Origin of the sequence: Algimonas ampicilliniresistens, assembly GCF_030159955.1 — a bacterium.
Classification (GTDB): domain Bacteria; phylum Pseudomonadota; class Alphaproteobacteria; order Caulobacterales; family Maricaulaceae; genus Litorimonas; species Litorimonas ampicilliniresistens.
The window spans coordinates 1,405,771-1,430,688 of sequence record NZ_BSNK01000002.1 but is presented as its reverse complement, the minus strand read 5'-3'; the positions used below and the strand labels follow the sequence as shown (position 1 = coordinate 1,430,688).

At 55.8% G+C, this 24,918-nt stretch carries 26 protein-coding genes and 1 pseudogene; 15 read left to right on the top strand and 12 right to left on the bottom strand.

Annotated features, from left to right (window positions below; all coding sequences use genetic code 11):
* Positions 1–6 precede the first annotated feature (6 nt).
* Positions 7–408: a DUF1330 domain-containing protein gene (locus QQL54_RS14770; protein ID WP_284392208.1), complete on the top strand. Its 402-nt coding sequence runs from the start codon at positions 7–9 to the stop codon at positions 406–408.
* Here the strand turns inward: QQL54_RS14770 and QQL54_RS14765 are convergent.
* Complete coding sequence (locus QQL54_RS14765) at positions 405–1,952, bottom strand: cryptochrome/photolyase family protein (RefSeq protein ID WP_284392206.1); 1,548 nt, start codon at positions 1,950–1,952, stop codon at positions 405–407. The two genes, QQL54_RS14770 and QQL54_RS14765, sit on opposite strands and share 4 nt — an antisense overlap.
* A 57-nt stretch (positions 1,953–2,009) precedes the next feature.
* On the opposite strand from QQL54_RS14765, the gene QQL54_RS15490 reads away from it, so the two are divergent.
* Together QQL54_RS15490 and QQL54_RS14755 are read left to right on the top strand one after the other, a co-directional pair.
* Positions 2,010–2,159 (top strand): DUF2256 domain-containing protein, encoded by a 150-nt coding sequence (locus tag QQL54_RS15490; protein ID WP_348520767.1) that lies wholly within the window; start codon positions 2,010–2,012, stop codon positions 2,157–2,159.
* A complete protein-coding gene (locus QQL54_RS14755; protein WP_284392204.1) occupies positions 2,149–2,886 on the top strand; it encodes an SDR family NAD(P)-dependent oxidoreductase in 738 nt (245 codons plus the stop codon). The genes QQL54_RS15490 and QQL54_RS14755 overlap by 11 nt, the downstream gene beginning before the upstream one ends.
* Here QQL54_RS14755 and QQL54_RS14750 read toward each other — a convergent pair.
* Positions 2,883–3,500 (bottom strand): DnaA ATPase domain-containing protein, encoded by a 618-nt coding sequence (locus QQL54_RS14750; protein WP_284392202.1) that lies wholly within the window; start codon positions 3,498–3,500, stop codon positions 2,883–2,885. The genes QQL54_RS14755 and QQL54_RS14750 overlap by 4 nt on opposite strands.
* A gap of 14 nt (positions 3,501–3,514) precedes the next feature.
* A complete protein-coding gene (locus QQL54_RS14745) occupies positions 3,515–4,480 on the bottom strand; it encodes a hypothetical protein (RefSeq protein WP_284392200.1) in 966 nt (321 codons plus the stop codon).
* 87 nt (positions 4,481–4,567) lie between these two features.
* Here QQL54_RS14745 and purM point away from each other — a divergent pair, with 87 nt between their 5' ends.
* Genes purM through QQL54_RS14730 form a run of 3 tightly spaced genes read left to right on the top strand, consistent with a single transcriptional unit; the run spans position 4,568 to position 7,751 of the window.
* A complete protein-coding gene (purM, locus tag QQL54_RS14740; RefSeq protein WP_284392198.1) occupies positions 4,568–5,584 on the top strand; it encodes a phosphoribosylformylglycinamidine cyclo-ligase in 1,017 nt (338 codons plus the stop codon).
* The gene (gene purN, locus QQL54_RS14735) at positions 5,581–6,186 is read left to right on the top strand and encodes a phosphoribosylglycinamide formyltransferase (RefSeq protein WP_284392197.1); all 606 of its coding nucleotides are present in this window, start codon (positions 5,581–5,583) and stop codon (positions 6,184–6,186) included. Before purM ends, purN begins: the two co-directional genes overlap by 4 nt.
* A gap of 59 nt (positions 6,187–6,245) precedes the next feature.
* Entirely contained in the window at positions 6,246–7,751 is a 1,506-nt protein-coding gene (locus tag QQL54_RS14730) for a TadE/TadG family type IV pilus assembly protein (RefSeq protein WP_284392195.1), read from the top strand.
* 75 nt (positions 7,752–7,826) lie between these two features.
* Here the strand turns inward: QQL54_RS14730 and ndk are convergent, their stop codons facing one another.
* A complete protein-coding gene (ndk, locus tag QQL54_RS14725) occupies positions 7,827–8,249 on the bottom strand; it encodes a nucleoside-diphosphate kinase (protein ID WP_284392192.1) in 423 nt (140 codons plus the stop codon).
* 89 nt (positions 8,250–8,338) lie between these two features.
* Between ndk and QQL54_RS14720 the strand changes: the two genes are divergently transcribed.
* Together QQL54_RS14720 and QQL54_RS14715 are read left to right on the top strand one after the other, a co-directional pair.
* Positions 8,339–10,222, top strand: a complete 1,884-nt coding sequence (locus QQL54_RS14720; RefSeq protein WP_284392190.1) for an ABC-F family ATP-binding cassette domain-containing protein — start codon at positions 8,339–8,341, stop codon at positions 10,220–10,222.
* A 118-nt stretch (positions 10,223–10,340) separates the two neighbouring features.
* Positions 10,341–11,132 (top strand): hypothetical protein, encoded by a 792-nt coding sequence (locus tag QQL54_RS14715; RefSeq protein ID WP_284392188.1) that lies wholly within the window; start codon positions 10,341–10,343, stop codon positions 11,130–11,132.
* On the opposite strand, the gene QQL54_RS14710 is transcribed toward QQL54_RS14715, so the two are convergent.
* Positions 11,105–11,575, bottom strand: a complete 471-nt coding sequence (locus QQL54_RS14710; RefSeq protein WP_284392186.1) for a hypothetical protein — start codon at positions 11,573–11,575, stop codon at positions 11,105–11,107. The two genes, QQL54_RS14715 and QQL54_RS14710, sit on opposite strands and share 28 nt — an antisense overlap.
* 233 nt (positions 11,576–11,808) lie before the next feature.
* Between QQL54_RS14710 and trmD the strand changes: the two genes are divergently transcribed.
* On the top strand, positions 11,809–12,543 hold the full coding sequence (gene trmD / locus QQL54_RS14705) for a tRNA (guanosine(37)-N1)-methyltransferase TrmD (protein WP_284392184.1): 735 nt from the start codon (positions 11,809–11,811) through the stop codon (positions 12,541–12,543).
* Between the two features lie 28 nt (positions 12,544–12,571).
* Positions 12,572–12,964, top strand: a pseudogene (gene rplS, locus QQL54_RS14700) (50S ribosomal protein L19); the annotation flags it as partial.
* A gap of 182 nt (positions 12,965–13,146) precedes the next feature.
* Here rplS and QQL54_RS14695 read toward each other — a convergent pair.
* The 3 genes from QQL54_RS14695 to cysS all read right to left on the bottom strand — a co-directional run bounded on the left by QQL54_RS14695 (position 13,147) and on the right by cysS (position 16,019).
* Positions 13,147–13,674 (bottom strand): carboxymuconolactone decarboxylase family protein, encoded by a 528-nt coding sequence (locus tag QQL54_RS14695; RefSeq protein ID WP_284392179.1) that lies wholly within the window; start codon positions 13,672–13,674, stop codon positions 13,147–13,149.
* A gap of 29 nt (positions 13,675–13,703) precedes the next feature.
* Positions 13,704–14,432 carry a hydroxyacylglutathione hydrolase gene (gloB, locus tag QQL54_RS14690; RefSeq protein ID WP_284392175.1) on the bottom strand — a complete coding sequence of 243 codons (729 nt, stop codon included), beginning with the start codon at positions 14,430–14,432 and terminating at the stop codon, positions 13,704–13,706.
* Positions 14,433–14,510: 78 nt separating this feature from the next.
* Entirely contained in the window at positions 14,511–16,019 is a 1,509-nt protein-coding gene (gene cysS / locus QQL54_RS14685) for a cysteine--tRNA ligase (protein ID WP_284392174.1), read from the bottom strand.
* A gap of 26 nt (positions 16,020–16,045) precedes the next feature.
* Between cysS and QQL54_RS14680 the strand changes: the two genes are divergently transcribed.
* Together QQL54_RS14680 and QQL54_RS14675 are read left to right on the top strand one after the other, a co-directional pair.
* On the top strand, positions 16,046–16,744 hold the full coding sequence (locus tag QQL54_RS14680; protein WP_284392172.1) for a hypothetical protein: 699 nt from the start codon (positions 16,046–16,048) through the stop codon (positions 16,742–16,744).
* An 8-nt stretch (positions 16,745–16,752) separates the two neighbouring features.
* Positions 16,753–17,331 (top strand): hypothetical protein, encoded by a 579-nt coding sequence (locus QQL54_RS14675; protein ID WP_284392170.1) that lies wholly within the window; start codon positions 16,753–16,755, stop codon positions 17,329–17,331.
* Between the two features lie 77 nt (positions 17,332–17,408).
* Here the strand turns inward: QQL54_RS14675 and QQL54_RS14670 are convergent, their stop codons facing one another.
* A complete protein-coding gene (locus QQL54_RS14670) occupies positions 17,409–17,864 on the bottom strand; it encodes a hypothetical protein (protein ID WP_284392166.1) in 456 nt (151 codons plus the stop codon).
* A gap of 217 nt (positions 17,865–18,081) precedes the next feature.
* Here QQL54_RS14670 and folE point away from each other — a divergent pair, with 217 nt between their 5' ends.
* The 3 genes from folE to QQL54_RS14655 all read left to right on the top strand — a co-directional run bounded on the left by folE (position 18,082) and on the right by QQL54_RS14655 (position 21,712).
* Entirely contained in the window at positions 18,082–18,684 is a 603-nt protein-coding gene (gene folE / locus QQL54_RS14665) for a GTP cyclohydrolase I FolE (RefSeq protein ID WP_284392164.1), read from the top strand.
* Between the two features lie 379 nt (positions 18,685–19,063).
* Positions 19,064–20,338 (top strand): phosphoribosylamine--glycine ligase, encoded by a 1,275-nt coding sequence (gene purD / locus QQL54_RS14660; RefSeq protein ID WP_284392162.1) that lies wholly within the window; start codon positions 19,064–19,066, stop codon positions 20,336–20,338.
* Between the two features lie 69 nt (positions 20,339–20,407).
* Positions 20,408–21,712 (top strand): metal-dependent hydrolase family protein, encoded by a 1,305-nt coding sequence (locus QQL54_RS14655; RefSeq protein ID WP_284392160.1) that lies wholly within the window; start codon positions 20,408–20,410, stop codon positions 21,710–21,712.
* A 23-nt stretch (positions 21,713–21,735) separates the two neighbouring features.
* On the opposite strand, the gene QQL54_RS14650 is transcribed toward QQL54_RS14655, so the two are convergent.
* The 3 genes from QQL54_RS14650 to QQL54_RS14640 are packed head-to-tail and all read right to left on the bottom strand — an operon-like array spanning position 21,736 to position 24,897.
* The gene (locus QQL54_RS14650; protein ID WP_284392155.1) at positions 21,736–22,440 is read right to left on the bottom strand and encodes a COQ9 family protein; all 705 of its coding nucleotides are present in this window, start codon (positions 22,438–22,440) and stop codon (positions 21,736–21,738) included.
* A 7-nt stretch (positions 22,441–22,447) separates the two neighbouring features.
* Entirely contained in the window at positions 22,448–23,932 is a 1,485-nt protein-coding gene (locus QQL54_RS14645; protein WP_284392153.1) for an ABC transporter permease, read from the bottom strand.
* Positions 23,932–24,897 (bottom strand): ABC transporter ATP-binding protein, encoded by a 966-nt coding sequence (locus tag QQL54_RS14640; RefSeq protein WP_284392151.1) that lies wholly within the window; start codon positions 24,895–24,897, stop codon positions 23,932–23,934. Before QQL54_RS14640 ends, QQL54_RS14645 begins: the two co-directional genes overlap by 1 nt.
* Between the last annotated feature and the right edge of the window lie 21 nt (positions 24,898–24,918).

Below are 24,918 nucleotides of genomic sequence, written 5' to 3'. Positions count from 1 at the left end.
ACCCATATGAAACGCTTCGCCCTCATCGCCATCTTCGCGTTCGCTGGATGCGCCCCCGCCGCCGACACAACCGCACCTGCTCCTATTGAAACGACAGACACCGCGATGCCCATCGGAGCCTATATGATTGTGCAGGGCAAGGGATACGCGCCCGGATCTCTGGGTCCATACGCCGCCGCCTTGCCGCCCATTTACGCAAAATATGGCGGGCGCTATGTCGCGTTTGAAACCGACATTGATGTGGCGGAAGGCGACAGCGATTATTCGGCGGTTATCGTCTCCGCATGGCCGTCCAAGATCGCGGCAAGAGCCTTCTGGGACTCACCGGAATATGCCGAAGCCATCAAACTACGTGAAGGCATTGGCGAGTTTGACGTGGTGATCGTCGGCGCGCTGCCTACTGGCTAAAGATAGTCGTCTGCATGGGAGGGCTTGAGCTGGCTGATGACCTGCTCGGCCCGATCCATCAGCGCATCGCGAGTATCACCATCCATATTGTCGAGATTACGGTAGACCATGTTAAGGCGGTTATTGCCGCGCAGCTTGTCCTCATTCCGCGCCATAAAGTGCCAATAAAGCGCGTTAAACGGGCAAGCATCCTCACCCACACGCTCCTTCACCTTGTAGCGGCAGTCACCGCAATAATCGCTCATCTTGTTGATGTAATTGCCGCTCGAAGCGTAGGGCTTAGAGCCGAGCAAACCGCCATCACCAAACTGGCTCATCCCCAGCGTGTTGGGCAGTTCCACCCACTCAAATGCATCTGCATAGACGGCCAGATACCACTCATGCACGCGAACCGGGTCAATGCTGGTCAACAGCGCGAAATTTCCCGTGATCATCAGGCGCTGGATATGATGCGCGTAAGCATGGTCAATCGTCTGATCGATACTCTGCTTTAAACAGTTCATATCGGTGTCCCCAGTCCAGTAAAAGTCGGGGAGCGTGCGTAGGTTGCCGAAGAAATTTTGGTCCTTGTAGTCCGGCATTTTCAGAAAATAGATGCCGCGCACATATTCGCGCCAACCAATGATCTGTCGAACAAAGCCTTCGACCGCATTGAGCGGCGCGGCATCATCTGCATAGGCCTGCGCAACCGTCTCGCAGACCTCTAGCGGACGTAACAGACCGCAGTTCAGATATAACCCAATCAACGAATGAAATAGGAAGGGTTCGCCGCCCACCATCGCGTCCTGATAGTGGCCGAAGCCATTCAGGCGATGGGCCACGAAATCCTGTAATGAGGCAAGCGCGTCGTCACGCGTCACCCCCCATTGAAAGCCTTCAATCGTTCCAAACCGCGTCGGGAATTCTGCCGCAACCATGTCGATGACGGAGCGCGTCAGCCGATCGGGTTGAAACTGTGGGGCCTCTGGATAGTCCAAGCCAGACTTGGGTGGCTTTCGGTTCTCTTGATCGTAATTCCACACGCCGCCTTCTGGTTTATCCCTGACCATGAGCAGCCCGGTTTTGCGCCGCATGTCACGGTAGAAATACTCCATCCGCAATTGTTTGCGCCCCTCCGCCCACTGTTCAAACTCGTCTGAGGAACAGATAAAGCGGTCATCCGGTACAATCGTGACACGCAGGTCGAACATCTCTTCCCAGCTTTTCACCACCTCTTGGACGCGCCAGTTCCCTGGCTGACAGACGAAAATCTCAGAGATGGTATGACGGTCCAGGGCCCGTTTCACTTCGTCCGTGAAACTGTGTGTATTCTGCGGATCCGTCAGCGCGATATAATCGACTCTCCAACCGTCTTCCCGCAGCTCTTCCGCGAAATGGCGCATCGCCGAAAAGAGGAAGATCAGTTTCTTGCGGTGATGTGGGACCGTCTCGGCCTCTTCGCGCACTTCAACCATTAAGATGCGTGCATCCGCCTTGTTCGCATATTGCAGCGCAGACAGATCATGCGACAAATGATCGGCAAATATTGGGATAAGCTTGGTCATAGGGTGATTACGCACCCGGCGGCCCAACCGTTTCACCATTCCGCCCGTAATCAATCCGTGAGCACGGGCAATAAGAGCTATCTTCCGAGCAAGGACTGCGTGACCTGCGGCCGCCCTTTTAGTTGGCGCAAGAAGTGGGAACGGTCTTGGGACGAGGTGAAATATTGTTCCGCCCGCTGCCGGAAGGACAAGCCCAATGCTAGATAGTTTCGAGGCCCCTATTCAAGCCTGCATTATTGGCAGCACTGGCGGGATCGGCGCGGCGCTGGTTGATGCGCTGAGTGAGAGCGCGCGGGTCGAAACCGTCTATGCCTTATCCCGGACAGGCGCGTCGCATCCCTCCTCTAAGGTTCACAGCCTGACTTTCGATTTCCTTGATGAGACGTCCATTATGGCTGCGGCAGAAACGCTCCGTGAAGTCGGCGCCTTCGACCTGATCATTGTTGCGACCGGACTATTGCAGGGCGACGGGATTGCGCCTGAGAAAAATATGCGCGCGCTTGACCTCGACGCCATGCGAACGAGTTTTGATGTCAACACATTTGGACCGGCTCTGACCGCCAAACATTTTCTGCCCTTACTTCGCCGTGACACTAAAGCCGTGTTTGCCGCTCTCTCTGCGCGAGTCGGGTCCATTTCTGACAACCGTCTGGGCGGTTGGTATGCTTACCGTGCGTCTAAAGCCGCGTTGAACATGATGCTCAAAACACTCTCGATCGAGGTCGCTCGACGCTTCAAAAACCAGATCATTATTGGGTTGCATCCGGGCACGGTCGATACGGACTTATCGCGACCGTTTCAAAGCCAAGTGCCCAACGGAAAACTCTTCACCCCCGACTATTCAGCCGCAAAACTTCTAACGGTGATGGATCAAGTCAGCGTGAGTGACACCGGGCAACATTTCGCTTGGGACGGCGAACCAATCCCGTTCTAGTCGAACAGGTCACCGTTTTCGCGCAGAACTTTTCCCGTAAAGGCCTTGGTGACATCCGCCTTTGCACTTGAAGCTGTCTCATCGATCAGGCGGATTGTTGCCCGCAGAGCTGGGACGCTTCGGTCCGTATATTTTAAGAGATAATCAACAACATCGGTCGTTACCTCACGTCCACGGCGCTGGAACAAGGCGCTTGTTATCGGGCGAAGACTGTCATCGTCAGGTTCATGCAATTGAATAATCGGCATCGCAGAGAGCCGAGAGCGCAGATCTGGCAGGCTGACGCCCCACTCGTTCGGCGGCACGCGAGAGGCGAGCAACAAGCCAGAAATCTCACCGCGCAACGCTCGATTGATAAAAGCGAACAGATCGTCTTCCGTTCGCGCATGTGCGTCATCTAGAAAAACGCCGTGGGATTGTTTGAGCCACGCTTCACCGAGATGGGTCTTTCCCGTCCCTTCCGGGCCTAGCAACATCATTGCGGGCGCGGGCCAAGCGGGCCAAGCGCGCACAACGTTAAACGCCCCCGTATTGGAGGGCGCTTCGATGAATGTCTCGAAGGTGAAGTCCGGCTCCGGTGCCAGATCAAACGGAATTTGGCGGATAGGCACCATAGATCCCTGACGGGCTACCGACGGATAACGAGACCCAATCTTGGGTCATCGATTACGCGCACGCCTTTTTGCGCCATTTCCGCCGCTAAGCGATCAAGGCTGCCATAACTCAAGCTCATCAAGGCGCCATCTTTAGACAAAGCATCAAGACGCGCGTCGCGAACTTGCGCTGAGTTATTGATGGCCTGCTGCAGGCCCTGCCACTCATCCATAGACCCATAAAGGACAGTCACCGCAGACGTTTGAGCGCTGTCGCTCGGCACAGCGGCATCGGCTTTCCAATCCGCCTCCATACGCGCGACCAAACCGGCCATGCCGCCACTGGCGTTTAAGCTACGCCGTGCACCCGTATCGAGTGATAGATCGGTCGCCTGAAGATTGCCTCCGCCTTGGGGGCGAATAATCAGAACTTGATTGACGCCATAGCGAGTCGCCAGTTCCTGCAGGCGGGCATTGGACGGTTCTTCATATAGAAACGCCATATCTTCTTCGCTCGGCACTTTGATCGGCGTGAGCGCATGGGCATAGCGACCTGACAATAGATCTGTGGCCAAGGAACCGTCGAGACCGACCCCGATCGGTAAAGCCAGCCGTTCACGGGCCTGACTGGTGACCATGGTCAGACCAGAACTGCGCAAAAGCGTCTGCACAGCCGATGGATTGAAGGAAATCGAGACATCCCCAAGATAACGAGTCGCGGAACGCCGTTCATTGTCAATCGACAAACCTCTTATCAATGGTCCGACCACCTCAATCGTCATAGGCGGCAAACCGCGCGCGGATCGCTCACTTTCCAACGTCAGCCGATCAAGCAACAGACGGGCCGCGGTGATCTGACCATTGCCGATCGCACGGGTTTGCGCCTGGATAGCTGAGTCCGCCCGAGCATCGACCGGGACCTTGGCGACCGTGAAGGGATCAGCGGCAAGGGCAGGCAGCGCCAGGAGGCTGGCGACAAGGGCAGTGACGAATAATTTCATAGGGCGGCTATAGCAGGCTTTGCGTTGTGGAAAAGGTCGCGCCTCATTGCTTGCGATTGCGGCGTTTTTGGCACACATCGCGAACCCATGACAAAACCGACCAAACCTCTGTCCTATAAGGACGCCGGCGTGGACATTGATGCGGGGGACGCCCTCGTCGACCGCATCAAGCCCATGGTGAAAAGTACACGCCGCCCCGGGGCGGACGGCACGATCGGCGGCTTTGGTGGCGTCTTCGACCTAAAAGCAGCCGGATTTAACGATCCGGTGCTTGTCTCCGGTACGGACGGCGTCGGAACGAAGCTCAAAGTCGCCATCGAAACGGGCAAGGTCGACACAGTTGGAATCGATCTGGTCGCCATGTGCGTCAATGACGTGTTGGCACAAGGCGCGGAACCGCTCTTCTTTCTCGACTATTTCGCGACTGGAAAGCTTGACGTGGAGAGCGCAGCCGCTGTCGTGTCTGGCATTGCGGAAGGGTGTCGCCAGGCAGGCGCCGCGCTGATTGGCGGCGAAACGGCCGAGATGCCGGGCATGTATGCAGACGGCGAGTTTGACTTGGCTGGGTTTGTGGTCGGCGCGGTCGAGCGTGACCGGATGCTGCCTCTGATAGAAAAAATGGCGGTTGGCGATGTGCTGATTGGGCTCGAATCGTCCGGACCGCATTCAAACGGCTATTCGCTAATTAGGCGTGTGGTCGAACGGTCTGGGCTATCTTTTGCAGACCCCTCACCCTTTGGCGATGGCACTCTGGGTGAAGCGTTGCTCGCGCCGACAACCATCTATGTCGACGCCGCAAAACCGGTACTCGGCGACATCTTAGGACTAGCCCATATTACAGGCGGTGGTTTGACCGATAATGTCCCGCGTATGCTGCCGGATCACCTGACGGCGGAGTTCGACTTTGACGCTTGGGACCGCCCTTCTGTGTTCCGCTGGCTGCAAGACACAGGCGGCATCGAGGAGGCCGAGATGCGCCGCGCCTTTAATTGCGGCATTGGACTGGTTCTATGCGTGAAACCTGAGTCTGTAATGGATGTTCTGTCCAAACTCGACCCCTCCGGCATAGCAGCCCATGTCATCGGAGAATTGCGCGCGGCATGACACCTTCCGTGCCTCGAAGACTGCGCACGGCGGTTCTGATTTCAGGACGCGGCTCGAACATGATGGCGCTCGTAAACGCTGCGCAGCAATCTGACTATCCTGCCGACATCCGTCTAGTCATCTCAAACAAGCCCGAAGCAGAGGGACTTCGCCGAGCTGATGCAGCGGGCGTCAAAGCCCTTGCTATCGACCACAAAGACTTCGAGACACGCGAGGCGTTCGAGCGCGAATTGGACGCGGCGCTGAACGACCATAATATTGAGTTCGTCGCCTGCGCAGGCTTTATGCGGGTTCTCACAAATTGGTTTGTCGCGCGCTGGGACAGTCGCCTCATCAATATCCACCCGTCTCTACTGCCAAAATATAAGGGTTTGCACACGCATAGACGTGCCTTGGAGGCCGGAGATACGGTCGCTGGAGCCTCCGTCCATTGGGTCGTTAGCGAGGTAGATGGTGGCAGCGTGATCGACCACGAAACGGTCAACATCACGCCGCAAGACACTGAAGATAGCTTGATGGAGCGTGTGTTGGCGCGCGAATTAATCCTCTACCCGAGAGCGCTCGCTACTGCGGCAAAAGACGTGTTGGCACGCCAGTTATAGCGAAGCTTTAACCCTGTTTCGCAACACCGCTGAAACATAGTTGACCTATATATTCGTCCATGACTGAATCTTCTCATCAGCTTGGGCACACCCCAACCAAAACATCTGGCCACATTACTGGCTTCAGGCGGTTCGTCAGACAGATTGGCGGAAAGCCATCCTCACGCATGGCGCGAGATTTCACGACCTCTGAGGGCGGGAACGTCGCGATCATGGCGTCGATTGGCATCACAGCCATCTTGGCCATTACCGGAGCCGCCATTGATTACACCATGGCATCGTCCTCCACAGCAAGGTCACAGCAAATTGCTGACGCCGTGGCGCTCAGCGCAGCCATTTATATGAAAAAGCATGGGGAGATTCCGGATGGATCGAATGGCGGTGTTCCACCCGGTACACATTCCGCAGCATCACTAGGGTATGATCTACAAGGTTGGGTCAATGGCGGTGCTGATGACGTGAATGTCAACGTGACTTATGATGAGGTGACACGCGAAGCGGTCGTGACCGTTCGAGGTAAGACTAACACAACATTTTCTAGCATCATGGGCTTCGACCAGTTGGATTTTTCAACTCAGGCGACCGTGAGTTTTGAAGCCTCACAATTGGCTGATGTCGCATCCGTCGCCCTGGTATTGGACAATTCCGGTTCCATGAAGTGGCACGACAAGCCTTATGTAAAAAACGGTAATGGGAACGGCAATGGGAATGGTGAATGGAAACCCCCGGCGGGCGCTGTCCAGCGAATCAGCGCGCTCAAAACCTCAGTCAATGGCTTCATGGACAACCTCGGCACTCTGGTCGGCGATCAAAGTGGGTCTAAACCCAAGATCGTGCGGACTGGCATGCTCGCTTATAATACAAGCACTATTAGTTCACGTACCAAGACGATGAAGTGGCAACTGCTGTCCAAGTCTGACGTTAATTCCATGAGCGCCGGCGGCGGTACGAACTCATCCACTTCCATGAAAAGTGCGAAAAACTGGATCAAAAGCGAAGATGCGATCCACCATGCCGCGAATGGCAAGACGCCCCTGAAATATGTGGTCTTCATGACCGATGGCGTAAATAATAATAATGGCAGTCAAGTGGTTCAAGCATCTGGCGGAGGCATTTGGCGCCGGGAACGTTGCACATTCAAGAAGAAGCACAAAAACAAGAAATGGAAATGGAACTGCTACACCGAAGAAAAGACGCAAACCAATAAGCCATCTGGATCTGTGGGCTATTGGAATAAGAACAAAGCCTATGACTATGCTTGGATCGAATATCGCAAGACCCTGCCCGATAATGAGGAAACGCTCGGATATTGTCAGGAAATGAAAGACGCTGGCGCCACAGTCTATACGATCGGTTTCGCCTTAGAAGAGGGAACCTATGGCGACGGTGGCTGGGGCACTGTTTGGCAAAACTCAAGTTCAACACAGATCGCGTATAGTTTCCTCGAGGAATGCGCGAGCGGTCCAGACTATTTTATTGCTGCGGAGAATGCGGAAGACCTGAATCAGGCTTTCACAACCATTGGCGAAGAAATCGTATCTGAGGTGATCCGCATCAAATCCTGATCTCAGACGCGGACGATATCGCAAAAGAAAAGGCCGGGTCACCCCGGCCTTTTTGTTTGGTTATGCGAGGCCTGCTTAGCCGACGATCTGATCGTCTGTGAAGAACTGAGCGATTTCTTCAGCGGCCGTTTCAGGAGCGTCTGAACCGTGGACTGTGTTCGCATCAATGCTCTCAGCAAACGCTGCGCGGATTGTGCCAGGCTTAGCTTCGGATGGGTTCGTTGCGCCCATCACGTCACGGTAAGCAGCAATGGCGTTTTCGCCTTCCAGAACTTGCACGACAACCGGGCCAGAGGTCATGAAGTTGACCAAGTCACCGTAAAATGGACGCTCGGCATGAACTTCGTAGAAGCGCTTGGCTTGAGCTTCGCTCAAGTGAACGCGGCGTTGGCCGACAATGCGAAGACCAGCGTCTTCGATCATGGCATTGACCTTACCGGTCAGATTACGCTTAGTCGCGTCGGGTTTGATAATAGAAAAAGTGCGTTGCACGGCCATGGTGTCATCCTTTGTTGGCAGTGATGAAATTTGCGCGGCCCCTAATCCGGGATGACCCGCAATTCAACCCATGTTAGCGGCGCGCTGAAATGCTTCACATCAATGACCTGACATACCGGATTGAAGGGCGACCGCTCTTTGAACAAGCGACCCTCGCCATCGACCAAGGCCAGAAGGTCGGGTTGGTCGGGCGCAACGGGACCGGCAAGTCGACCCTGTTCCGCTTGATCAAGGGTGAAATCGGCGCGGACGACGGCGCCATCACCATGCGCCAGAATATGCGTCTGGGCTGTGTCGATCAGGAAGTGCCGAGCGGGCCTGAAAGCCTGATGGAGACAGTTCTGGCGGCTGATACGGAACGCGTCGCCCTCATGTCGGAAGCCGAAACGGCGACCGATCCGATGCGCATCGCGCAGATCCATACACGGCTGGGCGATATTGATGCCTATACGGCGGAAGCCCGGGCCGGATCGATCTTATCAGGGCTCGGCTTTGACGGGCCCGACCAACTCCGCCCCTGTGCCGATTTCTCAGGCGGTTGGCGCATGCGCGTCGCACTGGCCGCCATGCTGTTCGCGCAGCCAGACATGCTGCTGCTTGATGAGCCGACGAACTATCTCGATATTGAAGGCGCGCTTTGGCTGGAAACCCATATCCGCAAATATCGCGGCACGATTTTCGTGATTTCGCACGATCGTGACTTCCTCAACACCGCCGTTACTCACATCGCCCACCTGCAATATGGCAAGATGACGATGTATGCGGGCAATTATGAGCGGTTTCAGCGGCGTCTGGCCGAGCGCAACCGTCTTGATATGGCCCTCATCGCCAAACAGGAAGATGAACGCCGCAAACTGGAAGCCTTTGTCACCCGCTTCAAGGCTAAAGCCTCCAAAGCCAAACAAGCGCAAAGCCGGGTCAAGCGCCTAGAAAAGATGGAGCCCATCGCGACCTTGGTTAGCGAACCCATCGCGCCCATCGACCTGAACGGGCCAGAACGGATGCTCTCCCCGCCCATGGTGCGCTTTGACGAAGCCGCGCTTGGCTATGGCGAGACGACAATCCTGCGCAATCTCAACCTGACGGTCGATCCGGATGACCGGATCGGTCTGCTGGGCCGCAACGGTGAAGGGAAATCGACTTTCGCGAAGGGCTTGTTGGCTATTCTGAAAGCCCAAGAGGGTCGCATCCGTGCACATCGGAAAATGCGTGTTGGATATTTCGCGCAGCATGAGGTCGATGCGTTGAACGAATCGGCGTCCGCTTACGACCATGTCGTCGAGCTTATGCCCGATGCAACCGAAGCGGAGCGGAGGTCCCGGCTGGCACAATTCGGGCTCGGGGCCAAAAATGCCGAGACGCCGGCGGGCGATCTGTCAGGGGGAGAAAAAGCGCGACTATTATTTTCACTCATCGGTTTCCACAAACCGCACCTTCTCGTGCTCGACGAACCGACCAATCACCTCGACATTGATAGCCGTGAAGAATTGGTCCGTGCGTTGAACAACTATTCCGGCGCTGTACTGCTGATCAGCCATGATCGGGCGCTGCTGGAAGCCACGACGGATCGTTTGTGGATGGTCAATGGCGGCACGGTGACGCCCTATGAAGGCACGTTGGACGATTACCGCGAAATGCAGGTTGAACGCGCGCGCCCAGATAAGAAACCCAAAGTCGATACGGGGCCGTCCAAGGCCGATGAACGCAAAGCTCGGGCCGACGCGCGCAAGGCCATCGCACCGCTAAAGAAAAAAGCGGCGACCCTTGAACGCGATCTCGACAAGGCGACTGCAACCATCAAGTCTATCGACGCCGAGCTTGCCGAACCGGGCCTGTTTGATCGTGATCCAGAACATGCCGTGCAACTCGGCATTGACCGTGGGCTGACAGCAAAGCGGGTCGATGAGTTAGAAAATCAATGGCTTGAAGCCCTCGCCGCCTATGAAGCCGCTGAACAAGACGCAGATCTTTAAAGAACTGTGCTCCCAGCGTCATTGAGACGCTGTTTACCGTGATCCCAATCTTTGCCCGCATTCCGCCATATTTTCTGCGATGGTCGCGCGCGCGGGGGCGCAGAAGGACGAAGGGCTTATGTTCCAGCAGAGACTAATCCGGGATGATGATGCACTGATCATGTTCGAAGCGTTGGCGTTCCTCATTCGCCAGTCTGGCTTGCCAGCTCGACCTCAAGTTCCCTCGCCGCTGCACAAAAGCCAGGGCCTTGATTCTATTGTTTATGATGAGCGCGACACACGTTCGGTACAAGATTGGGCGCAAGACAGTTTTGCGACCATCTTGGACGGCATGGCCATCGACCCCACCGACCTGCGCCTTATAGCGTCTACCAGACCGCTGTCCGACGACCGCAGCACGCTCACCTTCGATCCTGACCGCGCGCAGGAGCCCGGACAATTTATTTCCCGTCTGGCACTCCAGTTGATCGAGCAGCGTATGGTCCGGTTCAATCCGGGGGTTCCCCTGACCGCTATTCAGCGCGCGCTGATCAGACTGACGGGATGCGCCTATTATCGGCAGGGTTTCGCCCTGACCCAATGCCTCCCCGCCCTGACGGAGGAATTATCCGCTTGGAAAGTGCCGCAGCGCCTTGTTGAGAACGCCTTGGTGTTTTCATCCTGTTTGACACTGATCGTACGCCGTCAAACGCCCGAGCAAATTGTCGCGACGTACGGATCCATCATGAGCAAGTCTGTGCGGCGCAAGATCAGACCCGCCTGCCGCCAAATCGACAATTTTAAGCCGGAGGTGAAATTATTGCAGGTCATTGCCGAAGAGAAACGCGCGCACACTCAATCTGACGAATCAACCATGCCTATTTTCACGGAGACTCTTGGGGATCAGCCGCAGCGAATCTCTTGGACATAGCCATCACGGTCGAGCTCAATCGTCAAACGGGATGTGTCCTCGACCCCGATCGTGATTCGTTCTGACACATCTGAGATCGATGGCGCGTAAAGCTGCTGACCCGGAAGATAATTTTGAACCTGCACATAGGTCTCGTTCATCATTTCCCCATTGAGGAAATCATTATCTGCGCCTTCAAAGACGGCTGGGCGGATAATGCGTTTCTGCCCTGGTAATCCGGGAATATAGATCGCCCCTTCATTCACGCCGACCAGCGGCAAATACATTTGCGATTGGCATGGATCGATGGCCGGAAGGCGCGGTGTGGGTGCCGGATCGAGGTAGGCAGGCCGAACATACTGACCCTGCCCCGGTTGCGGCTGGAACGTATAGTCATATCCGCCAACAGCACTGGCGCAGGCTGATAGGCCTAAACATAGCGGTATGAGCAACAAACCTCGCATACTGAAAGCGTGGCGGATCGTGGTTAACGCGACCCTAACGAAGCTGTGACTCAGCTGTGACCCCGCACCCTAAATACGTTTGCTAGAGACTGATTGAGCGAAGATGGAATGTCCCCCAAACCTCTCCACTTCGCTGATCTCGGCCACTCCGTAGATCCCCGGAAGGGCGAAGACGACCTCCCCTTGCGTCTTCGCCCTTCCCCAAACTGCCCCAGTCCCCTACAGGCCCGCCGATGAGCGAAACCTCACATATGGATGGCACAAAGCCGTGGCACGCCACCGTGCTGAGCCTTTATCCGGACGCGTTTCCGGGCGTTTTGGGGGCGTCGATCATTGGAGGTGCTGAAAAAAGCGGTCTCTGGCAGCTTGACACAGTAGACATTCGTGACTTTTCCACTAATAGGCACCGCACTGTTGACGGCCCTCCGGCAGGTGGCGGCGCAGGACTTGTCCTGAAGCCCGACATCGCAGCCAAAGCTATCGACAGCGTGGTCTTAGCGGACCGCCCGTTGCTATACATGACCCCTCGGGGCCGGCCACTGACGCAAAACCGCGTGAGAGAGCTTGCTGCCGGGCCGGGTCTTGTTTGCTTTTGCGGACGGTTCGAAGGTCTCGACGAACGCGTCATCGAATCGCGCAATATGGAGGAAATCTCCATTGGCGATTTTGTTCTCGCGGGCGGAGAGGTTGCCGCTCAGGCCATGATCGAAGCGTGCGTGCGCCTGCTCCCCGGAGTACTCGGCAGCGCGGAAAGCCTCGATGAAGAGAGTTTTGAGACGGGTTTGTTGGAGTATCCACTCTATACCAAGCCCCGCGAGTTTGAAGGTCGGGAAATCCCGGCGGTGCTCACATCTGGCGACCACGGAGCCGTGGATCGCTGGCGACGGGCACAAATGGAAGAGATTACAAAGGCGCGCCGTCCCGATTTATGGGCTGCGTACCCACACAAAAAAGACCCGAAGGCGTAAGCCGTCATCGGCAAGAAAGTGAGTCGCTATGAACGTGATTGAAAAACTCGAGAAGAAAGAGGCCGAGCGCCTACTGGACTCCGGTAAAGTCATCCCTGATTTCTCCGCTGGCGATACGCTGGTTGTGCAGGTCCGCATTACTGAAGGCACGCGCACCCGTTTGCAGGCTTTTGAAGGCGTTTGCATCGCGCGGTCCGGCGCTGGCATCCATGAGAGCTTCACAGTTCGGAAAATCAGCTACGGCGAAGGTGTCGAGCGCGTCTTCCCTGTCTACAGCCCGCTGGTTGAAGAAATCGAAGTCAAACGCAAAGGCAAGGTTCGCCGTGCCAAGCTTTACTACCTCCGTGAGCGTCGCGGTAAGTCCGCCCGCATCGCTGAGCGCACGACAGGTCGCGGCATGGAAAAAGGCCGGGCTAAGAAGTAAGTCAATTTGCTTCCCTCCATTTCTTTTTGGCGGGTCTCCGGCGTAGCCGGAAGAAAATTGAGCCGTTAGGCCGAGCGCCCACAGGGCGCTTTACCAAACTCATAGATAGAAAAGCCCGCCCCTCGGCGGGTTTTTTGCGTTTGGCGAGCCTAATCTACCTATGGGCCGCTTCTAAGCCATCACGCTTTGGCGATCTTACGCATCATGTCGATATCGCAGCCCGTAGCGTAGCCCATGCCCCGCTTGATCCCGGGCAGCAGGGCCGCACCTGTCATGGCGAAACACAGTTCTATCAGAGCCTCTTCGCCGAATTTGCTGCGAATCATCTCTCTCGCGTCCGGGTCATCAGTGCGCTGACCTGTCACGGCGTCCGCTAAACGGGCTGTTGCTGCCAATGCTTCAGGTAGAGCTGAATAGGTCCCGCTGAGGACCTGATCGATCACTGCGGTGTCCATACCCGTCTGCCGCGCCAAATTGATTTCCGCTTCAACACAGGTTCCGCAATCCGCGCTGATCGCGCCGCGTAGGCGGGCGACATGATAGGCGTCCTGAGGCGCAAAGAGGTTCGGATCCAAAAACCTAAACAGGCGATTGTAACGGCTCAGCAAACTAAAGCTCGTATCCGCAATCGCGTGGACGTAATCGAACGTCACCCCCACGCGTTTTTCCGCCTGACCGATCAGGCCGTGAGCGATCTTTTTTAGCATAATTCTTTCCTACAAAGCGGAAACGTCCGCTACGTCGCATCCTTTAGCGCGCGCCGCCGCCCAAGTTCTTCGGCATTGCCAGCCAGCCAGAACGGGTTGGTTTTTCGTTCAACCGCCACCGTTGTCGGCACGGTCGGCTCGCCGCGTTCGCGCATCGCTTCATAGGTCGCAACGGCGTCCTGCAAGTCGGACAAATCGCCATCGACGCTGAGCGCAAATTTCGCGTTGGAGAGCGTATATTCGTGGGCGCAGTAAAGCTCTGTGTCCTCGGGCAAGCTCAGTATCTTGCCGAAACTGTCCCACATCTGCTCGGGCGTGCCTTCAAATAAACGCCCGCAACCCAGTGTGAACAGCGTATCGCCCACGAAACACGCGCCTGCAGCTTCCAGATAAAAGACAATATGTTCGGTCGTATGGCCGGGCGTTTCCATGACGCGGACCGGATGCGCGCCAAAGTCAAACGTATCACCTTCGCCCAGTTTACTGTCGATACCGGGAATGCGGCCTTCAATACGGCCGGGACCATAAATCTGGACGCCGAACCGGTCCTTCAGCCCCATATTCCCGCCCGTATGATCGGGATGCCAATGGGTGTTCCAGATTTCCGTCAGCGCCCAGCCTTTGGCCGCACACTGCCGCGCGATCTCCTCGCCGTCAGGCGTATCGATAGAGGCGGTGCGACCGCTATCCGGGTCGTGGACGAGAATGCCGTAATTATCAGACAGGCAGGGGAAGAGATGAATTTGGATATTGGACATGGCCCAACCCTAACGAGGGCCGATTGATTTGGCGAGGCTTGCGCCGTGAAGACAGCAATTCATCGCTGTCTTCACGGATCACGCCTTACGCCAACTCGTCCCCTCGGCACTGTCCTCAAACACAATCCCGCGCGCAGTGCCCTCATCGCGAATGCGGTCCGCCTCTGCCCAGTCGTTCGCCTGCCGCGCCGCGTGACGGGCAGCGGCGAGCGCGTCGAATTCGGCGGTTTCGTCATCGGAGGCATTGCCGCGGAACCAGTCTTCGGGGTCGCGTTGGAGGAGGCCGAGGAGGTTCGCTCTTTCCATAAAGACTTCGTACTCTTCAACTAGCAAGTTACCATGATACTCCGCGAGAGCATCACCTGCGAGATAGTAAATTAAATTTTTATCATTGTTCTGAATTTGGAAAATTTGTTGAACGGTATCTAAATCTTCTTTCAACAATCCATGGCGGTTTTTTTTCCGAATAGATGCTGTGAGGGCTTCAAATTTATTGCGCACTCCTAATTCAACTTGGTCGTATATGTCCTTGAAACGCGATAACGTATTATACCATCGATCGAGATTTCGCTTACTCTCACGCAGCAAATCCTCACTCCAAATCAGCTCATTCCGGTAATGCGCTTTCAACAGCGCCAACCGGATCACTTCCCCATCCCAGTCTTTCAGCAGGTCATGGACCAGCACGACATTGCCCAGTGACTTGGACATTTTGTCCTTGCCCATATTGAGGAATTCATTGTGGACCCAGTAGTTGGCGAAGGTCTTGTCGTTCGCCGTCTCTGATTGCGCAATTTCGTTTTCGTGGTGCGGGAAGCGCAGGTCGATACCGCCGCAATGAATATCGATCGTCTCGCCGAGCGTTTCCTTAGCCATGGCAGAACATTCAATATGCCAGCCGGGGCGGCCCGGTTTGGTCGCAAAGTCGCGATTGCCGTATTTTCCCCAATCAACAAAATAGCTGGTCGAGGTCTGTTGTTGGCTCCACCCCGGTTCGCCGTCCGGCGAGGGTTTCCACAGCACAAAATCGGCGGCATTGCGCTTGGCGCCCACCACCTCAACCCGCGCGCCCGCCAGATTATCCTCTAGCTTGCGCCCCGACAGCTTCCCGTAATCCTCGTCCTTGGTCACATCGAAATAGATATGCCCCTCGGCGAGGTAGGCCGCGTCCTTGTCCATCAGCGTGACGATAATGTCCGCCATTTGCTGAATATGCTCAGTCGCCTTGGGCTGGACCGTTGGCGGCAGGCAATTCAGCGCATCCAAATCTTCATTATAGATGCGGGCATATTTCTCTGTGATCTCAGAGATCGGCACGCCTAGCTCCATCGCGCTAGCAATGATCCGGTCATCCACATCGGTTAGGTTGCGCGCATAGCGAACGTGATCTTCGCCATAGATATGACGCAGAACGCGAAACAGCACATCCGCCACCACGGCGGCGCGCGCATTGCCGATATGGGCGTAGGAATAGACCGTCGGCCCACAATTATACATCGTCACATTCTTGGGGTCCTGCGGGACAAACCGACGGACCTCACGCGATAGTGAGTCATATAAAGAGAGGGGGTGGTCTTGGTTCTCCATGGGGTCGCTCCCTATATCCCTAGACTATGGCTTGGAACCCTTATGATCAGAATGAGTGGGATCGCGGTTGGACCGAACCCATTCCGAAGCGTCGGCGCTCGCCGATCACGGCGTTTATCGTCGTTCTGCTGGCCGCCATGTTCGTATGGGAAGCCTTACAAATGCCGCCAGATCCTGATGCACGCTTCAATCTCGTGGTCGAAGATACCATCGCCTATGCCTATGGCGGCACGGACAAGGATAGTTTCAACGATGTGCGTCGGCAGCTCGACGCCAATCCGCAACTTCGCACCATCGTTCTAAAACATGTGCCCGGCACGACTCATTTGGGCGAGAACACCCGTATTGCGCAGATGTTTCGCGCGCGCGGCTTGAACACGCATTTAGAGCGGACCTCATTTATTGCCTCAGGCGGGGTCGATCTGTTTTTGGCCGGACAGAGCCGCACAATGGACTGCGGCGCACGGATCGGTGTGCATAGTTGGAAGGGCGAGAATGGCGATACGCCGCGCAAGCTCGGCTATGATCCGATTGAAGAGCGGATGGAGGCCTTTCACAGCACGCTCGACGTCGATCCAGACTTCTACCAATTTGCTCGCGATGCCGCGCCGCACAGCTCACTCTACTTTTTGTCGAAAACCGATCTGGAGCGATTCAATATTCTGAGCGATGGAGCTTGCGAAGGCACCAACTGGTTCGGGTTTCTGAATGGATCCGCGCGGTGAGATGGGACGTGATCGGGCTGACGGCCGCCGCACTCATCATTCTCGGTGGTGCCATTCTGCAGTCGCCTGATCCGGACCGGTTGCGTTTTGAGGTCGATGGCACTGATGCCTATGGTTATGGCTACACCGATGGACGGTCCGAGACGGCTATCGACCGGCTTCTGCGCGATCATCCCGATGTGGACACGTTGGTTTTCATCGACATGCCGGGAACGCGGGATGTGACGTCAAATTACCGCTTAGCCCGGGACATTCGCCGCGCCGGACTGGCGACAGAATTACGCGCAGGCTCTCGCATCGCCTCTGGCGCTGTGGATTTATTTCTCGCGGGACAAAGCCGGACGGTGGCCTGCGGGGCGAAAATCGGCGTCCATGCGTGGGGATCAAGCGGGTTCGACGCACAGGACGTTAGATGGGACACGCATCGCCGTTATTCACGCGATTTCCTGTCCGACATGGGGGTCGATGCTGACTTCTATGATTTCAGGACCAAGGCTGCCGGGTCTGACGACATCCATTGGATGAGCGTGGAAGAGATCAATCATTGGCGCGTCGCCAGCGCGCCAATGATTTGCGATAGCGCATAAAAAACCCCCGGCACAGCATGCCGAGGGTCTCCACTCCCTCCCCTATCGGGGTTCGTGTTTGAGCGGTTTCAGCCGGATTATTGGTCAAGATTTGGCGTATAGTCGCCGGTAATCAGACAGGTCATATCGACTTGTGCGGTTGTGCCAGCTGGACAGGTCACGGTCGTGATCGTTCCGGCTGAGCCTGGAACAACAATTGCATTGTCAGCAATCATTCCGTCATCGTCGGCGGCGCGGAATGCGTCTTCCTTAATCGTGTAATCTTCAACGATAATGTCTTGGTCATCTTGAATGCTCGGCTCACCATCAGCTTGCAAAATTTCACCGACTGTATCGTTGACCTTAGAGGGATCCATCGTCTCTACAGAACCCATGACTTCACCGTTCACGTCTGTCTTTAGGACAACAGTTTCAGCCGTTGTCTTCATCACGACGTCGTTTTTCTTCTGTTTCATGTGACCGTCGCCAGCCAATGCTGGGGCAGCCACAGCAAGTGCAGCGGCGCTGATAAGGGCGGTTTTAAGATATGTCATAAATATGTCCTTTCAAAATTGTTTCGTTTTAAAAAGCCACTGAATTCAATGCATTGAACAACATTGACCACAGTTGCCTCCTTGCTAAAACAACGGGGCGTCCCCCACTTCCGTTCCAAGAAACATTAGCCCTATCATTCCGATTTCGTTGCAATCGCATGGGCGATAGGCGGATTTCACCCTTACGCAGACGCCATTCGCTCCCTATATCGCCGCCATGAGCAAACCGACCCTCAAACCCGTTCCCAAGAGTGAACGTCCTTCGCCCGAAGCCGCTATGGATGCTGTGCGCACGCTGATCGCGTGGGCCGGTGATGACCCGGACCGCGAAGGTCTGCGCGATACACCTAAGCGGGTAATCAACGCTTACCGCGAATGGTTTCGTGGCTACGATGTGGATCCAGCTGAAGAATTATCCCGCACCTTTGAAGATGTGTCGGGCTATGATGACATGGTTATCTTGCGCGAGATCGATGTGGAGAGCCATTGCGAGCATCACATCGCGCCGTTTTTGGGCCGCGCCTATGTCGCCTATCTGCCGACTGAAAAAGTCGTCGGGATCAGCAAATTAGTCAAAGTCGTCGAAGCCTTCGCCAAACGTCTGCAGACCCAAGAAACCATGACAGCTCAGATCGCTGATGCGATTGAGGATGCACTAAAACCGCGCGGCGTCGCCGTGATGGTCGATGCTGTCCACCAGTGTATGAGCACACGCGGCGTACATCACCCTGACGTGTCCACGATCACCACCCAGTTCACTGGCGAGTTCAAGACAAACCCAGCCCTGCAGGACCGTTTCCTCCGCGTAATCGGCAAATAAAAAGCCGCCCTCTGATTATTCAGATGGGGCGGCTCATCTATCTACGGTCGGCAATACGCCTTTTGTCGATCGGAATTGCGCGAACAGGCACGGCGCAGTCTAGCCAACCTCCTTCGCAATCCTCCGGATGACCGGGTTGGGGGTCGAAAGGCATGTTGCCCGTAAGTGCAGCGCATAGGCCCTCACAAATGGCGTCGAAATCAGTTTCGACAATCTCCCCTGACAACGCGCATTCGTCAGAGTGATTTCAGTCATGCGACGATTCGGTAAAGTTTGGTTAACGACCGTTAGGACTTTTTTGCACCGATAGTGTTTTGCACTCCGATTGTGCGGTTTCTACGGTCTAGCCGCCTGCCCAAGCGTCCGCTAAGGCGCGCTCATGCATGTACTTCTTATCGGATCCGGCGGTCGTGAACACGCGCTGGCTTGGAAAATCATCCAAAGCGAACACGTCACAAACCTCACGGTCGCGCCCGGCAATGCAGGTCTGGCCGAGATTGCCAATATTGTTGACGTGAAAGCTGATGACATCGACGGTATTCTCGCTTTGGTGCAACGCGACGGTTATGATTTTGTCGTTGTTGGGCCGGAGCAGCCTTTAGCGCTGGGTCTAGTCGATGCCTTACAGGCACGCGGCGTCAAGGTATTCGGGCCGACTCAAGCGGCCGCCCAGCTAGAAAGCTCTAAGGGGTTCACTAAGGATTTCTGCGACCGCTATAATATTCCGACCGCTGCTTACGGTGTCTTCACCGATATCGATGCCGCCAAAGCCTATCTGAAAACGATGGATGCGCCCTATGTGCTGAAAGCAGACGGGCTTGCCGCAGGTAAAGGCGTGGTCATTCCGGAAACGCTAAAAGAGGCTGAGGCCGAGCTAGAAGACTTCTTCTCTGGCAAGTTTGGCGATGCCTCGACCCGCGTTGTGATCGAAGAATTCATGCGCGGCCCGGAAGCCAGCTTCTTTGCCATCTGCGACGGCACGACCGCCCTGCCCCTGGTCGCGGCGCAGGATCATAAGCGCGCCTATGACGGCGACACAGGGCCCAATACGGGCGGGATGGGCGCTTATAGTCCAGCTCCAGTTTTCACGGATAACGTCCTCGCCGAGACCATGGAGCGCATCATCGCGCCGACTGTCTACGGCATGGCCAAAGACGGGCACCCATTCACAGGAGTCCTGTTTGCTGGATTGATGATCACGAATGAAGGCCCAAAACTGATCGAATATAACGTCCGCTTCGGTGACCCGGAATGCCAAGTCATCATGCGCCGTATGCAAAGCGATTTGATGGACGTCCTGATTGCCGCAGAAGCTGGCGAGCTAGATCGTGTCGAGGCGCCCGCTTGGTTTAACGATCCAGTCGTCAATGTCGTTCTAGCCGCCAAAGGTTATCCGGGGTCTTATGACAAAGGCACTGTGATCGAAGGCGTTCCTGCGGCCAATGCGCGCGACGACGTGGTTGTCTTCCACGCCGGAACGCGCCGTGGGCGTAATTGCGGCAAGCTGAAGGCCAATGGCGGGCGCGTTTTGAACGTGACGGCATCCGGCGACACGCTGCGTGACGCGGTCGATCTAGCCTATCGTGTGATTGATGAAGATATTGACTGGGCCGACGGTTTCTGTCGTCGCGATATCGCCCACCAAGCGCTTTAGGACGTTCAACTCTGGACGTAGCCGATCTATTCGGCCAATCCCCTTCCGAGACTGGGAGAGGACTTAACGATGAAAACGACTTTACTGATGACAGCGGCGCTGATGCTGGCTGCCCCGGCCTTCGCTCACGGCGACGGTCACGATACGCATGAAGGGTTCACCCTGATCCATGCCGGAACAGTCATTGCCGTTCCGGGCGAAACGCCACTGAGCAATCAGACAATTATCGTCAATGAAGGCAAGATCGTCGGGATCGAAGCCGGGTTCATGCCGGACGAAGAGGCCACGATCATCGACGGCAAGACCATGACGTTCATGCCGGGTCTGATCGATAGCCACGTTCATTTGCGAAGCGACCGTGACACCGGATCGCGCTGGGATGTCGTGACGATGGAATCTGGTGACGTCGCCTTGCAAGCCGCCGCCCACGCAAAGACCACACTGATGGCTGGGTTCACAGCTGTTCAGGATGTTGGCGGCCCGAAGGAAATTTTCTCCCTTCGTCGCGCGATCAATAAAGGCGTTATTCCAGGCCCCCATATCCGCGCTGCCGGCTCGGCCATTTCTGCCACAGGTGGACATGGCGACTTTCACGGCTTCAAGGGCGACATTCTTGAGATGTACCAGTCTCAGACGATCTGCGACGGGGTGGCTGATTGCCGCCGCGCCGTACGCCAAGCTGTGAAGAATGGGGCTGACGTTATCAAAGTCACTGCTACAGGCGGCGTGCTGTCCAACACCAACGCGGGCACAGGCCAACAATTAATGGATGATGAGTTGGAAGCCATTGTTCAGACAGCGGCCACAATGGGCCGGAAAGTCACGGCGCACGCCCACGATAAGGGCGGCATTGATGCCGCTCTGCGCGCGGGTATTCATTCCATCGAACATGGCTCTTTCTTGGACGCAGAGACTGCCGCCCTATTCAAGAAACATAACGCCGTACTGATTCCAACCGTTCTTGCCGGGAAAACCGTTGAAGGATGGGCCAATGATCCGGATACGTTCTTACCACCCAACTCTGTGAAGAAGGCGCTCGAAGTCGGTCCGGCGATGCAGGATATGGCTCGGCTGGCTTGGGAAAATGGCGTCACGATTGCCTTTGGAACAGACACAGGCGTGTCCAAACACGGCGATAATGCAAAAGAATTTGAATATATGGTCGCTGCTGGGATGACCCCCATGCAAGCCATCCGAAGTGCCACTGTCGTCGCGGCTAAACACATCGAAATGGATGACCGGATCGGCACATTGGAGGCCGGTAAAGAGGCCGATATCATCGCTGTCGATGGCGATCCGCTCAAAGACGTCGCCGAACTGATGGACGTCGATTTTGTGATGAAAGGCGGCGTCGTCTACAAGCACGACCGCTAGGCCTTTACGACTGACTGAAGTCGCTAAAACGATCCGCGTCTGATCCGTCGCTTCTGGCGGCGGGTCGGTAAGCCCCCCTTGTCCAGACCATAGCGCATCCGACCTAGAACCTCGGCTGGATTAGGAAGCCCGGCACGCGCCTTACGAAGCTGCGCCTTCGTTTTTTCGAACTGCATGACATTAGCGATACGGCGATCAAGAAAAGCGCGAGCATCCGGCTTGTTCGGCAACGCATCAGACAACCAGACCGGCGCGGTCGAGGCCAATACGACTGAGAGCACGGTTCGCTTAGAATAGAAATTCGCGTCCGTTGATGTGTCGCCAATCGCACGCCAGATCATATCTGCCGTTGACCAAGTGATCTTGGCCGCAGTCCCGACACCGCCCGGTAAAGACAGGCGCGCTTGAGCACGGCGTGCGGCCTCATCATGACGGCCAATCTCGGACAGGCGCAGCACGACAGCTTCAGTCACACGATCCCGAATTTTCATCGCCGCGAGATCAAGCGCTTCGATCTTTGATCGGGCAGCCGCATCCATCTGATCCGACCAGAACTGGATCACACCAATCACGCCATCAGGGAAATAGAGGGTGTCGGCGCCTTTTGGCAGGCCCGCCTTCTGCGCAGCCTTGCTCAGCATCACATCCGTCCAACCTTCAAAGGCTGCATCCACCAGCGCTTTGTTAAGAATGGCGATTTTGGCCTGTTCTGGGGTCATGGCAGACATATGGGGCTTAAGCAGCCTTTCGCAAAATGACCCGGCGGAACCAGCTTTTGATCGCGCCCACACCAGAGCCCGACAGGACCCCGAAACGGAAGATCCGCGCGCAGATCCACATCACAACGACGACTGAGGTCGCGAGCAAGAAAATCGACAAGAGTACCTGCCAAAGGGGTGGATCAGAGGCGAGCCGGATCATCATCGCAAAGGGTGATGTTAGCGGGAAGATCGAGGCAAATGCCACGACTGGACTATCTGGCGCGACCGCCCCAAATTGTATCACGCCAATGCCGAGGAACATTAGCAATACAATTGGCAATGATAAGGTCTGCGCATCCTGCATCGATTGCGCCAGCGCGCCCAGCGCAATCAAGATCGAGGCATAGAACATATAGCCCAAAACAAGGAAGATGAGCGACGTCAGGATCGTCGAGAGCGGAAACGCCTCGCGGATCGCGGCGACTTGCTCCGGATTACCGAACAGCAAAAACCCGATCAGACCACCCAACGCGATCAGAATATAAGGGGCTAATGAAGCAAAGGTCAGCATCGCTGCCCCCAGCATCTTACCCAGCATGATTTCTGAGAAGCGCGTGCTTGCCAGCATCATTTCTAGCAACTTATTCATCTTCTCTTCGATCATCGATGTGAGCAGCATGAAGGCCCCAGCAAAAATCGACATCAGAAGGAAGAAGGCGAGGCCCAGTCCGGCAAAGAATGGCAAACGGTCGAGCATTGACACGGCTTCAGCTTCGTCCTCACCGGATAATTCAGCCGGATTGAACAGTTCGACACGAGTCCGTCCCGAAACAGCTTCGTCATAGTCTTCTGCCGAAAGCCCACCAGACTCAAGGTAACGACGTTTAGCTAAGTCGCTAAAGTAGCGATTGATAAGACGTTCAGCCGGCGGACTATTGAAGTTTTTCGACCAATATTGCGCCTCTGGGTCATCCACGGTCCCGCGAATGACAATTACGCCGTTCAATCGTGGAGATTCGTCACCAACCGTCAATCGATCGTCTCCATCAAGATAGGAGGTCAGGGCCGACAGTGAGTTTTCAGGTGGATCAACAAAAATCATAGATGGCGTCGGCATCTCTATCCGTTCAGCGACAGTGGGATAGCGGTCCCGCAGCTCGCTCAACCCGGCTTCGTAGCCGTCCTCATCGACGGAGGTACGGAAAGCCTCTCTATCGGCCTCTGGCAGCAAGGCGGCCATAGCCTTGATCGCTTTCGCGCGAATATCCGATTGCTCTGTTTCATAGAAATCGAGAATGGCCGCACCGTGAACGCCGGTCTCATCCAGCACAGTTTCATAGCGTGGCGGTGACAGGTCAATATCCGAGCTAGCAAACATATAGCCGATCACGCCGCCCAAAATCGGAAACATGAAGGACAGCCAGAAGCCCCACGTCTTCACATAGCCCATGAAGTCTCGCATCGCGATCAGCCAGATACGAGAGAATTTTGGTAAGCCCATAGTGTGTCTGGTCGCCATTACGCCGCCTCCCCAGTCAAATCTGCTGCTGCGTCGGCCTCAAGATCCGCCCGTACATCTTCACCAACCAGCGCAACAAAGGCTTCGTGTAACGTGGCGCGGATCGGCTCAAACCGCGTCAGACGCACACCCGCTTCAACACAGCGTTCCAATATATCGGGCGTTTGCGCCTCTCGCTTTAGAAGCAGATCAAGCGCGCCGTCATCTCGGCGGTCCATATCTTCAGCAAAGGGCCGAACGACTTCGCCCAAGCCTGAATTTTCAGACGCCATAATGACCCGGCGCGGCGCGTGATCCAGCGCCTGCTCGACCGTTCCGTCAAACACCTTCCGGCCCCGGCTCATCAGCAATATCCGATCACAGAGACGCTCAGCGTGTTCCATGACATGGGTTGAAAATAGGATTGTGCGTCCGCGGGCCGCAATCTCTCGGACCATGCTTTCCAACACTTGTTGATTGACCGGGTCGAGACCTGAAAACGGTTCGTCGAGAATATAGAATTCCGGATCATGGGCGATGGCGGATAGGAGCTGCACCTTCTGCGCCATGCCTTTGGACATATCCTTATTCTTTTTGCGTTTTGCATCACCCAGCCCGTAACGCTCCAAGAGATCGTCAGCCGTCGTGAACGCTTCGCGTTTTTTCATTCCGTTCAGCCGCGCCATATGCGCGATCGCTTCACGGGCTGTCTGTTTCTTGTAGAGCCCCCGCTCTTCGGGCAGAAACCCGACACGCCCGAAGGCCGCTTCGCCCGGTTGTCCCCCGAACAAGCTAACGCGACCCGAATCGGGTTTTACATAGCCCAGCGCCATTCTGAGACTGGTTGTCTTACCCGCGCCATTGGGGCCAAGAAAACCAACGATTTCGCCCGGCCGAACATCAATACTGACATTGCTAACCGCGGGAACACCGCCATAGGATTTAGACACATCGTCCAGATGTAAGATTGGGGCCATTTTGCTCATGGCTGTGCCATGGCTCACCGC